The organism is Prauserella muralis, from assembly GCF_003202285.1.
GTDB classification, from domain to species: domain Bacteria; phylum Actinomycetota; class Actinomycetes; order Mycobacteriales; family Pseudonocardiaceae; genus Prauserella_B; species Prauserella_B muralis.
This window is the reverse complement of sequence record NZ_MASW01000004.1, coordinates 105812-118703: the sequence shown is the minus strand read 5'-3', so window position 1 is coordinate 118703 and position 12892 is coordinate 105812. Positions and strand designations below refer to the sequence as shown.

Annotated in this window: 15 protein-coding genes and 1 pseudogene; 13 read left to right on the top strand and 3 right to left on the bottom strand. The window is 65.8% G+C overall.

The features are described 5' to 3' along the window. Positions 1–151: 151 nt before the first annotated feature. Positions 152–586, bottom strand: a complete 435-nt coding sequence (locus BAY60_RS20560) for a Zn-ribbon domain-containing OB-fold protein (protein ID WP_112282683.1) — start codon at positions 584–586, stop codon at positions 152–154. A 256-nt stretch (positions 587–842) separates the two neighbouring features. Here BAY60_RS20560 and dctP point away from each other — a divergent pair, with 256 nt between their 5' ends. From dctP to BAY60_RS20530, 6 genes are read left to right on the top strand one after another with little or no spacing between them, the layout of a single operon-like run. Beyond that, positions 843–2066: a TRAP transporter substrate-binding protein DctP gene (dctP, locus tag BAY60_RS20555; RefSeq protein WP_112282682.1), complete on the top strand. Its 1224-nt coding sequence runs from the start codon at positions 843–845 to the stop codon at positions 2064–2066. 12 nt (positions 2067–2078) lie between these two features. After that, positions 2079–2606 (top strand): TRAP transporter small permease subunit, encoded by a 528-nt coding sequence (locus tag BAY60_RS20550; RefSeq protein WP_146771058.1) that lies wholly within the window; start codon positions 2079–2081, stop codon positions 2604–2606. Beyond that, positions 2599–4065 carry a TRAP transporter large permease gene (locus tag BAY60_RS20545; protein ID WP_245992717.1) on the top strand — a complete coding sequence of 489 codons (1467 nt, stop codon included), beginning with the start codon at positions 2599–2601 and terminating at the stop codon, positions 4063–4065. The genes BAY60_RS20550 and BAY60_RS20545 overlap by 8 nt, the downstream gene beginning before the upstream one ends. A gap of 22 nt (positions 4066–4087) precedes the next feature. Beyond that, a complete protein-coding gene (locus tag BAY60_RS20540) occupies positions 4088–4465 on the top strand; it encodes an EthD domain-containing protein (RefSeq protein WP_112282679.1) in 378 nt (125 codons plus the stop codon). 5 nt (positions 4466–4470) lie between these two features. Next, positions 4471–5043: an NADPH-dependent FMN reductase gene (locus tag BAY60_RS20535; RefSeq protein WP_112282678.1), complete on the top strand. Its 573-nt coding sequence runs from the start codon at positions 4471–4473 to the stop codon at positions 5041–5043. Between the two features lie 13 nt (positions 5044–5056). Further along, the gene (locus BAY60_RS20530; RefSeq protein ID WP_112282677.1) at positions 5057–6223 is read left to right on the top strand and encodes an LLM class flavin-dependent oxidoreductase; all 1167 of its coding nucleotides are present in this window, start codon (positions 5057–5059) and stop codon (positions 6221–6223) included. Between the two features lie 2 nt (positions 6224–6225). On the opposite strand, the gene BAY60_RS20525 is transcribed toward BAY60_RS20530, so the two are convergent. After that, positions 6226–6804 (bottom strand): TetR/AcrR family transcriptional regulator, encoded by a 579-nt coding sequence (locus BAY60_RS20525; RefSeq protein ID WP_112282676.1) that lies wholly within the window; start codon positions 6802–6804, stop codon positions 6226–6228. 146 nt (positions 6805–6950) lie between these two features. Here BAY60_RS20525 and BAY60_RS20520 point away from each other — a divergent pair, with 146 nt between their 5' ends. The 5 genes and pseudogenes from BAY60_RS20520 (at position 6951) to istB (ending at position 10012) form a co-directional block, all read left to right on the top strand. Further along, positions 6951–7415, top strand: a complete 465-nt coding sequence (locus tag BAY60_RS20520) for a carboxymuconolactone decarboxylase family protein (protein ID WP_112282675.1) — start codon at positions 6951–6953, stop codon at positions 7413–7415. After that, complete coding sequence (locus BAY60_RS20515) at positions 7412–7936, top strand: carboxymuconolactone decarboxylase family protein (RefSeq protein ID WP_146771057.1); 525 nt, start codon at positions 7412–7414, stop codon at positions 7934–7936. Before BAY60_RS20520 ends, BAY60_RS20515 begins: the two co-directional genes overlap by 4 nt. A gap of 117 nt (positions 7937–8053) precedes the next feature. Further along, the gene (locus tag BAY60_RS20510) at positions 8054–8269 is read left to right on the top strand and encodes a hypothetical protein (RefSeq protein WP_112282673.1); all 216 of its coding nucleotides are present in this window, start codon (positions 8054–8056) and stop codon (positions 8267–8269) included. 458 nt (positions 8270–8727) lie between these two features. Next, positions 8728–9237: a hypothetical protein gene (locus BAY60_RS20505; RefSeq protein WP_211330405.1), complete on the top strand. Its 510-nt coding sequence runs from the start codon at positions 8728–8730 to the stop codon at positions 9235–9237. A gap of 17 nt (positions 9238–9254) precedes the next feature. Then, positions 9255–10012 (top strand): annotated as a pseudogene (istB, locus tag BAY60_RS38625) (IS21-like element helper ATPase IstB). A gap of 337 nt (positions 10013–10349) precedes the next feature. On the opposite strand, the gene BAY60_RS20495 reads toward istB, so the two are convergent. Beyond that, positions 10350–10907, bottom strand: coding sequence for a flavin reductase family protein (locus BAY60_RS20495; protein ID WP_170160491.1), 558 nt, complete (start codon positions 10905–10907; stop codon positions 10350–10352). 263 nt (positions 10908–11170) lie between these two features. Here BAY60_RS20495 and BAY60_RS20490 point away from each other — a divergent pair, with 263 nt between their 5' ends. Both BAY60_RS20490 and BAY60_RS20485 read left to right on the top strand, forming a co-directional pair. Beyond that, positions 11171–12070, top strand: a complete 900-nt coding sequence (locus tag BAY60_RS20490; protein WP_146771056.1) for an ABC transporter permease — start codon at positions 11171–11173, stop codon at positions 12068–12070. Continuing rightward, the gene (locus BAY60_RS20485) at positions 12070–12855 is read left to right on the top strand and encodes an ABC transporter ATP-binding protein (protein ID WP_112282670.1); all 786 of its coding nucleotides are present in this window, start codon (positions 12070–12072) and stop codon (positions 12853–12855) included. The genes BAY60_RS20490 and BAY60_RS20485 overlap by 1 nt, the downstream gene beginning before the upstream one ends. The last annotated feature ends 37 nt before the right edge of the window (positions 12856–12892 follow it).

Here is a 12892-nt window from a genome sequence, read left to right as displayed (position 1 = left end):
CCGCCGATGTCCGCACGGTCGAGCCCGGCGTCGCGGATGGCCGACACCGCGGCTTCGGCAGCCAGTGATCGCGCGGTACGGTTGCCGTCGCGGGTGTAGCCTGTCGAACCGACTCCCGCGATGGCGATGCGGTCCTGGATACGGTTGCCGGTCACTGGGTTGCTCCGTCTCGTGGGCGAAAAGCGGGAAACGGGGCGCCGTCCCGGTCGAGCCAGGCGAGTTCGACCGGGGTACCGATGGCCAGGCGTCCGCAGCCTTCCACGGCCGTGCTGGTGAACCTCAGCCCTGCCTGCTCGGCTAGTTCGACGGTGACGACCGGGTAGGGATAGCTCACGCCCTTCGCGGACGGACCCTGATGCAGCAAGATCGACAGATGCACCGTGCCCCGGCCGGACAGCGGCGTCGGGATGAGGTCGAACGACCAACAGAACGGGCACAACGGATAGCTGGGGGCATGCCATTTCCCGCAGTTGCCGCAACGAGGGAGCGTCAGTTCGTGGCGTAGCCAGCCTTTGTAGAGCGCGACGTTGTCCTGGTCTATCGGCGCTGCGGGGTAACGCTCCCATACGGGGATCGGCGTCGTCATTGGCTCCTACCCTGCCCAGAAGAGACCCAACCTATAGTCAATAGGAAGGTAGTGGCCGGTACCGGATGAAGTCAAGAGGGGGTCGGTGACCTGGTCGAGCCGAAGTTGACGGCGGAGGGACGTCTAGAGCAGAGCGCACCTGTGTCTTGACATCGGATCGCCGGAGGCCTATAAGGTACCTATTGCCAATAGGCAGCAGCTGACCGGTGAGCACATGGTTGCTGGCCGAGAGGCCGACAACGTTTGAGGAGCGACGATGCTCGAAAGCAGAAAAGTACGGCCTTCGGCGGGAATGCTGGTCAGGGCGCTGAGTGTCTTCGCGGTCTGTGCACTGGCGGGATGCTCGGCCGGCGCTGGTGCGGGAGCGTCGGGGTCCATTGACGATTTGGATGCAATGAACCTCGTCGTTGCCAATTTCGGTCCGGATCGCGGAATGTCGAAGGTGTTCGCGGACGAGGTGAGGGACAAGACCGGCGGAAAGATCACTTTCGACATCCACGAGAGTTCGTCCCTGGTCCCTGCGGATGAAATGCTGGACGCCGTCTCGACCGGTCTGGTCGACATCGGCTATCTGACCGCCTCCGTTCATCCGCAGGAACTGCCGCTGACGGATCGGCTCACGGTCCTGGGCTCATTGCCTGAGAATTCGTTTCCTGCCGGAATACTGCAGGCCGCGGCGGCGCAGCAGGAGACGTACACGAACTATGGCGATCTTGCCCTGGAATACGAGAAGAACAACCTGAAGTTCCTGACCGCGCAGTACATCGGCACGTCCTACGACATGATGTGCACCAAGGAAATCGACTCGGCCGCTGACGCGCGTGGGCTGCGGGTGCGGGCTCCGGGAAAGATCTGGGAGGACGAGGCCAAGGCGCTCGGCATGGTGCCGGTGAGCCTACCGGCGGTTGAGCTGTACGAAGGGCTCCAGCGGGGCGTCGTCGACTGCGCGATCCTGGTGCCCACCGGATACTATGCGCTCGGCTTGTCCGAGGTGGCCAAGCACTACTATCCGACGGTCTTCACCACCTTGATGTCCAACCCGATCGTCATGAACCTGGACCGGTGGAACAGTCTGCCACGGGATGCGCAGGACGTGATCGAAGGCGCGACGCACACCTTGTGGTCCACATTCCTCGATACGTTCATCAAGGACCACAAGAGGTTCGCGGACAGGGCAACGGGCGAACACGACGTCCTTTTCCACGATACGCGCTCGCTCGACGCGATACTGGCCGATCATCAGGAGCGGGCGATCGCTGATTTCCGGCGGGAACCGAGTAACCAACCCCTGTACGAGCAGTTCGCCGGCTCGCTCGATCGGTGGAAGAAGATCGTCGTCGAGCTCGGGTACGAGTTCGGATCGGACTCCACTCGAACGCCAGAGCGGATACTCAAGGCCTACCAGTCGGCTGGCGACCTGAAGCTCGGGCCCTTCTTCGGGAAGGCGAAGTCCGAACTGTTCGATCCTTCCGCAAGCTGATCGAGGCGAGTGGTGACCGTGCTGCGTGCCGCGAACAAGATCACCAAGTTCATGCTCGCCGTGGGGAGCTTGGCCTGCCTGGTCATGGCCGTCCAGGTGACCGCCGATGTCACGGGGCGGGCGATACTGAACGAGCCGCTTCCCGGCACCCTGGAGACAGTCAGCTCGTGGTGGATGCCACTGATCGTATTCCTGGCCGCCGGCGCGGCGCAATCCGCTGACGACCACATCCGAATCACGGTCCTGACCGGCGTGCTGCCGCCGCGCGCCAAGAAGGCCGCCGATGTCGGCGCACTCGTGATCAGTGGGCTCATGATCGCCGGTGTGACGTACTTCGCCTACGAGAGTGCGCGGGCATCCATCGAGATCGGTGAGACGGTCGCAGGCACGATGGCGGCGCCCCTTTGGCCGATCAAGTTCGCCGCGGCGTTCGGGCTCGCCGTCTACCTCCTACAGATCATCGCCACCATTCACCGGATGACGCGCGGCGACTCGACCGTCGACAAGGCAGGGGTGGGTAGCCGTGGCCACGATGACTGAACACCGCAGCACGTCGTCCCGTGGTCGGTTCCCGTTGGTCGCCGCCGGAGTCGGTGCGCTCGGGGTCGTCGCCATCCTGTCGATCCTCGTGCTGGCGCCGCCGCCGGGGGAGATCACCGGGGCCCTGATCATCGCGTTGGTCGTCCTGCTCATGCTGATCGGCGTCCCGGTCGCGATCTGCATGATGGTCGCGGCGACCGTGGGAATCTGGGCGCTGTCCGGTTGGACGGCCGTCGCCGGAACGTTGTCGCACACCGTTTTCGGCACGACGGCGACCTGGCAGCTGTCGGTCATCCCGCTGTTCGTGCTGATGGGGTCCGCCATGAGCAGGGGAGGCATCGCAGGCGGAGCGTTCGACGCCGCGAAGCAGTGGGTCGGCGGCGTGCCCGGAGGCCTGGCGGTGTCCACCACCTTTGCGGGCGCCGGGCTCGCCGCGGCGAGCGGCAGCTCGATCGGGATCGCGCACGCGCTGGGACGTGTCGCCGTTCCAGAGATGATCCGAGCGCGCTACAGTCCGGGCTTCGCCACCGCATCCGTGCTGATGGCGGGCACACTCGGCCAGCTGATCCCGCCGAGCATCATGCTGGTGATCTACGCCGGCGTGGCACAGACTCCGGTGGGGCCGCAACTGATGGCCGCGCTACTGCCGGGCCTGGTGCTGGCTCTGGGTTACGGACTGCTGATCGTGATTCGCTCGGCGATGAACCCGGAACTGGCGCCACGCGTGCCTCGGGCCGGCGTCACGTGGTCGAGCCGTCTGAGGTCGGTGAAGGGTGTCGTTCCGACCGCGCTGGTCGTCGTGACGGTGGTCGGAGGCATGTTCACCGGTGTGTTCACCGCGACCGAGGCGGCGGCCGTGGGGGCACTCGTCGCGCTCGTGATCGGCCTCGGTGCGGTGCTGCGGCATGCTGAAGGGCGCAGTGCCGCGGCGAGGTTCGTACGGGACACCGTGGCCGACGCCGTCGTCAAGACGGCGACCATCTTTCTCGTTCTGATCGGCGTTCACCTGCTCACCAGGGCATTGGCGCTGAGCGGCATCGCCACGTCGATCTCGCAGTGGCTGGTCGATCTCGACCTGAGCCGCGTCACCTTCCTGCTGGTGCTGGTGGCGATCTTGCTGCTGCTCGGGATGTTCCTCGAGCCCACCTCGGTCATCCTGCTCACCTTCCCGGTGGTCGCGCCGGCTCTGGAGGTGTTCGGCGTCGATCTGATCTGGTACGGCGTCTTCTCCATCCTGCTGGCCGAGATCGGGCTGGTCACCCCGCCGATCGGCGTGCTCACGTTCATCGTTCATCGCCTTGTGATGGACCGGGAGATCAGCCTCGGACACGAGGTCAAACTGCAGGACGTCTTCCGCAATGCCATGCCGTTCCTTGGCGTGGCGCTGCTCGTCGTGCTGGCCCTGATCGCGGCGCCGGAACTCGTCGAGTGGCTCCCGAACCTGTCCCAAGCCGAGTAGTCCGAAGAGGAAGGAACGATCAATGGCCGACGAGGGCGACGTGTACCTGGCCTTCAACATCTACCGGTGGGCAGGGACATCTCCCGCCGAGTTCCGGAAACACTACATCGATGTACACGCACCGCTCGTGCGGCGAGTGCCCGGAGTGGTCTGGTACGAGGCTTTCCTGAACAAGGACGTCGCCGCCGAGTGGCCGATCACAGCGGCACCGTCTCCGGACGCCGTCGTGGTCCTGAAGTTCGCCTCCGAGCAGGCGAAGGAGCAGGGCATGCAGTCGCAGGCCTGGTCGGAGGCTGCAGCGGACAGCGCCGGTTTCATCAGCCACTTTGATGTCTTCCGGCCGGAGCGACTGACGTGGGTACCGGACGCCAGCCCCCGGGTTCCGTTCGGTGAGAGCTGACTCCCATGCCCAGTGACGCCAGACGTAGCGCGACACCGGTCCGGATACTGGCGTTCGGCGGATCGACCAGGCCTGGGTCCAGCTCGGAGATCGCGTTACGCACGGCGGCTGCCGCCGCGGAGGCACGTGGCGCGACCGTCGAGCTGATGACGGGGCCCGAGTTGCTGCTACCGCTGTACCAGCCGGACCTGAGCGCGCGGACGGAACAAGCCCATGCCCTGCTCGCCTCGGTTCGCAGCGCGGACGGCATCATCATCGCTTCGCCCGGATACCACGGCGCCGTTTCCGGAATGATCAAGAACGCCCTCGACTACGTGGAAGACCTGCGCGGTGACGCGCGTGTGTACCTGGATGGCCGCGCCGTCGGGTGCATCGGTGTGGCACACGGATGGCAAGCCGCGGTGTCCACCCTGCACAGCCTGCGTGTGGTTGTGCATGCGTTGCGCGGCTGGCCCACGCCGCTCGGCGTGGCCGTGAACGGTGCGGAGGGTATTGCGCGCAACGAGCCGCAGTTCGTCGCGCTGGCGGAGCAAGTAGTGCGCTTCGCCGAGATGCAGACCAGAGCAGTCGAAGCCTGAAGGAGCATTCCCCATGACATCAGCGAACGAAACGCTTGAGCCCGCCCCGCACGAGATCGTCGACCCGGTCGTCCGGCCTTCCGAAACGCCAATTCTCGACGACGTGAACATGTTCAAGCTCGTGCTCTTGTCGTTGAACACCGCTCGCGGCACCACCCTGACTCACGGCGAAGGCACGTTACGGATCACCTGGGACGAGACCGTGCGCATCGCGAAAGCTGCGGAAAAGGCCGGAATCGACGCGATCCTGTCCATCGCGCACTGGAAGAACTGGGCTCGTTCGCACGCGCAGTATGATCGTATGTGGGACGCGATCACGTTCGCCGCTGGACTCGCATCGGTCACCGAACGAATTCAGTTCTTCTCGACGGTGCACATCCCGCTTTTCCATCCGGTCATGGTCGCGAAGATGGCCGCCACGGTCGATCACATCTCGTCGGGCAGGCTTGCGTTGAACGTGGTGGCCGGGTGGAATCAGAGCGAGTTCGCGATGTTCGGCCTGCCGGAGATCGAGCACGACAAGCGCTACGAGTATGCCGCGGAATGGATGGACTTCCTCCTGAAGACATTCGAGTCCGAGGAGCCGTTCGACTTCCACGGCCGTTTCCTCAGTGGGACGGAGGTCGTCTCGGAGCCGAAGCCCGTGCAGCGGCGCCGACCGGTGATCATGAGCGCCGGGTCCAGCCCCGCGGGGTTGGCGTTCGCCGCGCGGTACGCGGACGTGAATTTCGGGATCTATCCGAGCCTCGAGGAGTTCCCGGACATGCTGGCTCGGGCCAAGGCCACGGCGGCATCGGCGGGTGGCGCGGATCTGAAGTTCTGCGGGCATGCCTATATCGTGTGCGGGGATACCGAGGCTGACGCACGGAAGAAGTTCACGTATCTCGTCGAGGAGAAGCTCGACCGCCATTCGACCGAGACCTTTATCGAGATGTCGATGGGAAAGATGCGTAGCGTGGACGTGGTGGCCCGCGAACAGATGGTGATACGCACCGCGGCCGGGAACTGGGGCTTCCCGCTCGTCGGTACCGCCGAGCAGGTGTTCGAGGGAATCAAGACAATGGCCGACGGTGGGATGGCCGGCATGGCCGTTTCGTTCCCCGACTACGACGATGGCATTGCGCGCTACGACGAAACGATCAGGCCACTGCTGGTTGAGGCGGGGTTGCGAAAGTTCTGACGCTACGTGTCCGCGGCGAGCATCTTGATCCCGTCGGTGAGGAACCGCAGGAACAGATCGAAGCTGGCGTCGATGTTCTGGACGTCGGGGATCGCATTGTTGATCTCCTGGTCGACGAAGCCGTGGATCGACGTCCGGAACACCAGGTGCACGTGCGGGAGCTGCTCGTCGTCGATCCCGTAGCCGCGGAGCACGTCCTGAACCGCCTGAGCCGCTTTCGGTGCGGCGTCCCAGTACTCCTGAGTGGACGGTGCGCGTTGCTGGATCATGTACAGGGCCGGGTAGTTGCGTACGAATCCACGGTACGCGTAGGCCATCGCACGCATCGCGTCGTCGCCTTCCCTGCCCTGCACCGCGACCCTCACCCGGTGGCTCAGCTCCCGCATCCCGCGCACCGCGATCAACGACCGGAGCTGGTCGAGGTTGCGGACATGGCTGTAGAGCGTGGGCTGCGAGATGTCGAGGCGCCGGGCGACCTCCGCCGTCGTAAGCCCTTCATAACCATGGTCGGCGAGGACCTGGACTGCCGCATCGACGATGCGGTCGATCGAGACGCCTTTGTGAGTTGGCCGGCCGCCCATGGACCTGGTGCGTCGGCGGCGCGGCTCTGCTGTCGTGGAAATGATGAGCCCTTCCTGCGACGGTTTGCCGTCATGGCCACAGCGATCGCGGCTTGACCGTGTTTGATGACACCGCTAGATTGCCCCTATCGAGTATAGGAAACAACATGGCCCTGGACACTTGGTCAACTATTGACGCGCGGTTGCGAGACCTGCAGCCGGAGAGTGCTCGTGAGCTCGACGAGATGCGGGAGGTCGCGTGGACGTCGACCGATCCGGTCCGGCTCGAGTTGTGCCGCCTGCGACTCGCCGCCCTGCTCGGGCACCCCACAGCGGCACGCACGCGCACACCGGCGGCGGTTGCCGCCGGGCTCTCCGAGGACAAGGTCGCGCAGCTCGACCGGTGGCCGGACTCCACCTGGTTCGATGCGGCTGACCGGGCGCATCTGGCGTTCGCGGAACAGTTCACGATGTCGGTATCGGCGGTCACCGATGAGCACATCAACGATCTCCTCGCGCACCTGAACCCCGAGCAGGTGTGTGCCTTCGTCGGCGCGGTCTATGTCATCGAGGTGGAGATGCGCCTCAAGATGGTGGCTAGCGCCCTACTCACCATGGAGGAAGTGGCATGACGGCTCCCCGCGTGTCTCCCGACCTGATGGGCGCGAGCCCAGTGATGCGGACGTTCGACGAGTTCTCGCGGGCAACGGTGCGCAGGCAGCTCCGCGGCGCCGTTGATCCGCGGATCGTCGAGATCGTACGACTGCGCTGTGCTCGTTACCACGACTGCCGGCTCTGCGCGTCGGTGCGCGTGCTGGACGCCGAGCTGGACGATCCGATGGCGGCGAAGATCGACCGCTACGAGAGCAGCGACCTGCCGGACGCCTGGAAGGCGGCGCTGCGGCTCGCCGATGCCGTGATCATGATGCCGGGCGCGGTGGGGGAGGATCTTCGCGCTGACGTGCGGCGGCATTTCGACGACGACCAGATCAGCCAGCTGCTGTTCAGCATCATGAAGTGGAGCTGTCAGAAGGCGCTCGTATCACTGCGCGTGGACATTCCTCAGGAGGAGGGCACCCCGGTCACCTACGACAGGGACGGGCACCGGATCATCGGCACGGCCGCGATTCGGGCATTCCAGCAGGCCGGGTAGCGTCAGGCTACCCGGCATTCGGGGGTACGGGCGCAGCGGCGCGACCATCTTCGCACCGCCTTCGGCAAGTCGCATCCCGGTCGTCGGGCGACTGCGGATCGGTTCCAAGCCGGCGACGTGCTCCTCGAGGTGATGGAGTACGACACCCCCGAGCCGAAGGCTCCGGACCCGGGCGCGCTCTTGAGCGGTCAGGGCTTCATGAACGTCGCCATGGGGTACCGCGACCGCGACCGCGACGAACTCCTGCGTGCGCGCGAAGCGTCCGAGCGGCTCGGGATCCGTTCGACGCCGAAATGCCGGAGATTTCCGGCGGATTCTATCTGCGCCTGGTAGACAACCTCTCCGTCGAGATGCTGCTTGCGCCAAAGCAGTTCGCGAGCTCGTTCGGCTTCGAACCACAGGGGATCGCACCGCCGGAAACCCGTTCGCGCGGAGATAAAGTGCCGGTGGCTCGCGGGGCGGCAGAACGTCGTTCATGTTGAACTCGTTCAGCACAGCAGCCCGGCGGAGCCGGGATAGGATTCCTGCTCATACGGCCACACAACCGTGGCGCCCGGGCCAAGGTGATCGGAGCTTTACGGCGTGGTGGCGTGGATGCCGGGCAGGACGACGTCGACGATCTTCTCGGCCAGCCCGAACTGCCTCATCGAGATCCGTGTTCCCGGGAGCTGCGATGGCGGCCTGTAACAGGGCCTGTCCGATCGAGCTTGACAGACGCTCGGAGAGCACCATCAGGAAGCGACCTGGTCGTCTACGACGGCAAGACCGAGATCGCCCGCCACGAGCGGCTGATGACCAAGGGCGGCACCCGGGTCGACCTCGACCATTACCTGGAAGTCCTCCTGCGCAAACCGGGCGCATTGCGCGGAGCCACAGCGTTGGAGCAAGCCCGTGCGGTGGGACGGTTCACACGCGTGCACGACGCCTGGTGGGCCGCCGTGTGCAAGGCGCACGGCGATGCCGAAGGCACCCGCGCTCTGATCGAGGTCCTGATGCTCCAACGGCACCTCCGGCACGAAAGCGTCGTCGCCGGGCTTGCCACCGCCCTATCGGCCGGCGCGCTCACCGCCGACGCCGTCGCACTCGAAGCGCGCAAACACGACGACGTGTCTGACGACCAGGTCGTCGAGCCCGACACCGGCACCAACGCACCGCCGGAGGCACCAGCGGTCTGCTCGCTGACCGAGCACCGCCTGCGTGTCCAACTGCCCGCCGACGATCGGGCGCTACCGACCGTGGACAAGTACGACCAGCTGCTGCCCAGCCGCCGTGACACCCCGAACGAAGGAGCCGCACCGTGACCACCAAACGCCGAGGGATGACCGAGGAGGCAGCCGACGCCGCCATTGACCAGGCATGCCGGATGCTGAGGATGCCGACCATCCGGAACTCGTTCACCGAGTACGCCGACCGCGCCGGGCGCGAGCAGATGTCCTACCGCGGGTTCCTCGCCGAACTGCTGCTCGCCGAATGCGACGATCGCGCCCGCCGCCGTTCCGAGCGGCGGATCAAGGCGGCGAAGTTCCCGCGCGAGAAGTCCCTGCGGACCTTTGACTTCGAAGCCAACCCCACATCGATCCCGCCGTTGTGCACACGCTCGCCAAGTGCGAATGGGTGCAAAAGGGTCAACCGCTATGCCTGATCGGGGACTCCGGCACAGGCAAGTCGCATCTGCTGATCGCGCTGGGCACCGAGGCTGCCATGGGCGGCTACCGGGTCAAGTACACACTCGCGACCCAGCTTGCCAACGAGCTCGTGGAGGCCGCCGACGAGATGACGCTCGCGAAGACCATCGCCCGCTACGGCCGCGTGGACCTTCTGTGCATCGACGAATTCGGCTACATGCAACTCGACCGACGAGGCGCCGAACTCCTCTTCCAGGTCCTCACCGAGCGCGAGGAGAAGGCGTCGGTCGCGATCGCGTCCAACGAATCCTTCGGCGGCTGGACCAAGACCTTCACCGATCCCCGGCTCTGCGCCGCCATCGTCGACCGGCTCACTTTCGGCGGCACCATCCTCGAGACCGGCACCGACTCCTACCGTCTGGCCCAAGCCACCAAACAGCGGACGGGCTGAGCGAGCACTCGGCTTGGAAGCGGTGTCGAATGAGACCAACATCGTCGGCGCGAACCCCGCCAGGACGTACCGGTGGGGAGGAGACGAGCCCGCCCCCACCACTGTGACCTGCGCTGTTGCAGATACCCCGAACGGTGAAAATCTCACCAACCGGAGGCTGAACATACACGTACCGAGCCCAGCCAAACCAAGATTGACCCTGCCAACTCTTGACGCATGACAGTGCCGTGGCGCGGTTGAGTGTCCTGTGTGAGGGGGTTCAGTATACCGCCGACGAGGCGCCTGGATCCGTCGGCCCCGGGCGGAAGGCAGCACGTCGCCCTTCGTCACGGTCGCCCTACCGTCCGAACGCGTGTGTCCGGGACCCGCCTCCAACCTGGACGGTCGTGAGCTCTCGGGCGTAGTTGACGAGTGGAAGGCCGGCGTGGGTGGCGACGTCTTCTACCGCACCGATGAGGATTCCGTGGTCCCCGCCGGGCATGACCTCGTGCGTGGAACACAGCAAGGTCGTCAGCGCTGCGCGGATCAGTGGCACTCCTGTCCTCCCATCGATCGCGTACTCGTCGTCCAGAAACTTCGCCCCGCCCTGAACGGCGTACCGCGTGGCGAGGTCGGCCTGGCCGTCGTGCAATACCGAGATACCGAAGTGCCTCGACTCCTCGAAGGCCGCGTAGCTGTAGGCGGACCGGGCGACACAGATCAGCACGAGCGGAGGGTCAATCGACAGGGAGGTGAACGAGCTGGCGGTGATGCCGTACTTCTGCCCACTGGCGTCGACCGTCGTCAGCACGGTGACGCCACTGGCGAATGTGGAGAGCGCGTCGCGAAAAGCCGCCTGGTCGATGCCGGCTGCGGCCACGGCGTGCGCCACGTGGTCCCGGGTGATGTCAGGCATGGGACGACTCCTTCCTGTGACTGGCTTGACTCCACTCTCGAATGTCCCGGCGGCCACCTCCATGACGTTCGCGTAGAACTTCGTTCGGCCAGGACTCGGATCACGTGTGGGTTGCGTCCGCGGTTGCGGCCGCGCGCGGCCAATTGTCTGGATCCGTGAACAGCGTCCTGTACATCTGACGGCCAACAGCAGCCGACGTCCCGGGTGCTCGTGTTTGCATTGCATCCCGATGTTCTGGTGACGCCGAACACAGGAGGTCTGCAGTGCGGCACGTACCCCTGGCTGATCCGCGCGGCCTTGCCGACGCCTCGCCTGCGCCAGCACGGCCGGACGGCGATTCCGCCCGGCCCGGCGCCTCAGGAACAACGGCGCCGGTGATCGTCACCCGGACCACACGCCGAGCGCTTCACCTGATCGTGCCGCTCGTCCTACCGGCCGGGCTTCTCCTGGCCTGGTACCTCACGTCTAGGGGCAGTACGGCGCTGTACTTCCCGCCGTTGCCGGCGATCCTTGCCGACCTGCGGGACGGGTTCGCCGGCGGGGCTGTCACGACAAACCTCATGCCGAGCCTCTCGGCGCTGGCCCAAGGATTCGGACTGGCTGTGCTGGTTGGTGTCGGCGTGGGCTACCCCCTCGGCCTCACCAGGGGCGGCCGTGCGGTCTTCGGGCCGATCCTGGACCTCTTCCGGTCCACCCCAGTCATCGCGTTGATCCCGCCCTTCATCGCCATCTTCGGTATCGGGCGGCTGAGCGAGGTGCTCCTCATCGCGTGGTCGGCCGTCTGGCCGATTCTGCTGTCGACCATCGATGGCGTGGCCGGTCTCGAACCCGGTTTCAGGGACACCCGCCGTGCTCTGCGCATGTCGCGATGGCTCGAGTTCCGGCTGATCAGGCTCCCGGCGGCAGCTCCTCGGATCATGGCGGGGGTCAACACGGCCACCGGTATCGCGATTACGGCAATGGTGGCGATCGAGATGTTCTCAGCGTCTCAAGGCATCGGCCTGTACCTGACGCGGGCGCAGCGCAGTTTCGACATCGCCGCGTCCTTCGCGGGCGCGCTGGCGGCGGGCGTCCTCGGCTACGCGGTCAGCGGCGTCCTGCGGCTGATCGAGCGCCGTTGGCTGCTCGCATGGCACTACGAGGCACAGAAGGGGAAGCGCTGATGGCTGCCGACGCGTCATACCCCGCCGAGGCGACGGCGGTCCTCGCCGTCGATTCCCTCCGGATGACCTATCCGACGAAGACTGTTCTCGCGGACATCTCCTTCGAGGTGCGGCCGGCAGAGATCGTGTGCCTGGTGGGGCCGTCCGGCATCGGCAAGACCACTCTCCTGCGGTGCCTTGGCGGACTCCAGATCGCCACGACTGGGTCAGTCCGGACCCACGGTTCGGCCCTCGGTGGGACGCCGCGCCACATGTCTGTTGTCTTCCAGGACTACAGCCGGTCGCTGCTGCCCTGGATGCGTGTAGGAGCGAACGTGGCGCTCCCCCTCCGGGCAGCCGGCGTCGGCAGGAGCGAGCGGACGCGCCGGGCCGAACAGGTCCTCGGCGAGGTCGGCCTTGAGGGCACCAGCGACATGTACCCCTGGCAACTGTCCGGCGGCATGCAGCAGCGGGTCGCCATCGCCCGGGCGTTGGTGGACAACCCGCGCGTGCTGCTCATGGATGAGCCGTTCGCCTCGGTCGACGCCCAGACACGGTTCGAACTCGAGGACCTCACGCTGCGCATCCGCGCTGAGACCGGTGTCGCCGCGGTGCTCGTGACACACGACATCGATGAGGCCGTTTACCTGGGAGACCGGGTGCTCGTGCTCTCGGGAGCGCCAGCGACGATCGCCCGCTCGGTCGACGTCGACCTTGGTCAGCCGCGCGACCAGCTCTCGACGCGCGCCGGCCATCGCTTCGGCGAGCTTCGCAGCGAAGTCCTGCGTGAGATTCGCCGTTACTGACCACGAGCCCTCCCCCCGGTCCGCGTACAGGAAAGAA

What these genes read in the sequence shown, in the direction of transcription:
- BAY60_RS20560 (WP_112282683.1), bottom strand. Translation starts at nt 586, where the DNA reads ATGACGACGCCGATCCCCGTATGGGAGCGTTACCCCGCAGCGCCGATA.
- dctP (WP_112282682.1), top strand. Translation starts at nt 843, where the DNA reads ATGCTCGAAAGCAGAAAAGTACGGCCTTCGGCGGGAATGCTGGTCAGG.
- BAY60_RS20545 (WP_245992717.1), top strand. Translation starts at nt 2,599, where the DNA reads ATGACTGAACACCGCAGCACGTCGTCCCGTGGTCGGTTCCCGTTGGTC.
- BAY60_RS20540 (WP_112282679.1), top strand. Translation starts at nt 4,088, where the DNA reads ATGGCCGACGAGGGCGACGTGTACCTGGCCTTCAACATCTACCGGTGG.
- BAY60_RS20535 (WP_112282678.1), top strand. Translation starts at nt 4,471, where the DNA reads ATGCCCAGTGACGCCAGACGTAGCGCGACACCGGTCCGGATACTGGCG.
- BAY60_RS20530 (WP_112282677.1), top strand. Translation starts at nt 5,057, where the DNA reads ATGACATCAGCGAACGAAACGCTTGAGCCCGCCCCGCACGAGATCGTC.
- BAY60_RS20525 (WP_112282676.1), bottom strand. Translation starts at nt 6,804, where the DNA reads ATGGGCGGCCGGCCAACTCACAAAGGCGTCTCGATCGACCGCATCGTC.
- BAY60_RS20520 (WP_112282675.1), top strand. Translation starts at nt 6,951, where the DNA reads ATGGCCCTGGACACTTGGTCAACTATTGACGCGCGGTTGCGAGACCTG.
- BAY60_RS20515 (WP_146771057.1), top strand. Translation starts at nt 7,412, where the DNA reads ATGACGGCTCCCCGCGTGTCTCCCGACCTGATGGGCGCGAGCCCAGTG.
- BAY60_RS20505 (WP_211330405.1), top strand. Translation starts at nt 8,728, where the DNA reads ATGACCAAGGGCGGCACCCGGGTCGACCTCGACCATTACCTGGAAGTC.
- BAY60_RS20495 (WP_170160491.1), bottom strand. Translation starts at nt 10,907, where the DNA reads ATGCCTGACATCACCCGGGACCACGTGGCGCACGCCGTGGCCGCAGCC.
- BAY60_RS20485 (WP_112282670.1), top strand. Translation starts at nt 12,070, where the DNA reads ATGGCTGCCGACGCGTCATACCCCGCCGAGGCGACGGCGGTCCTCGCC.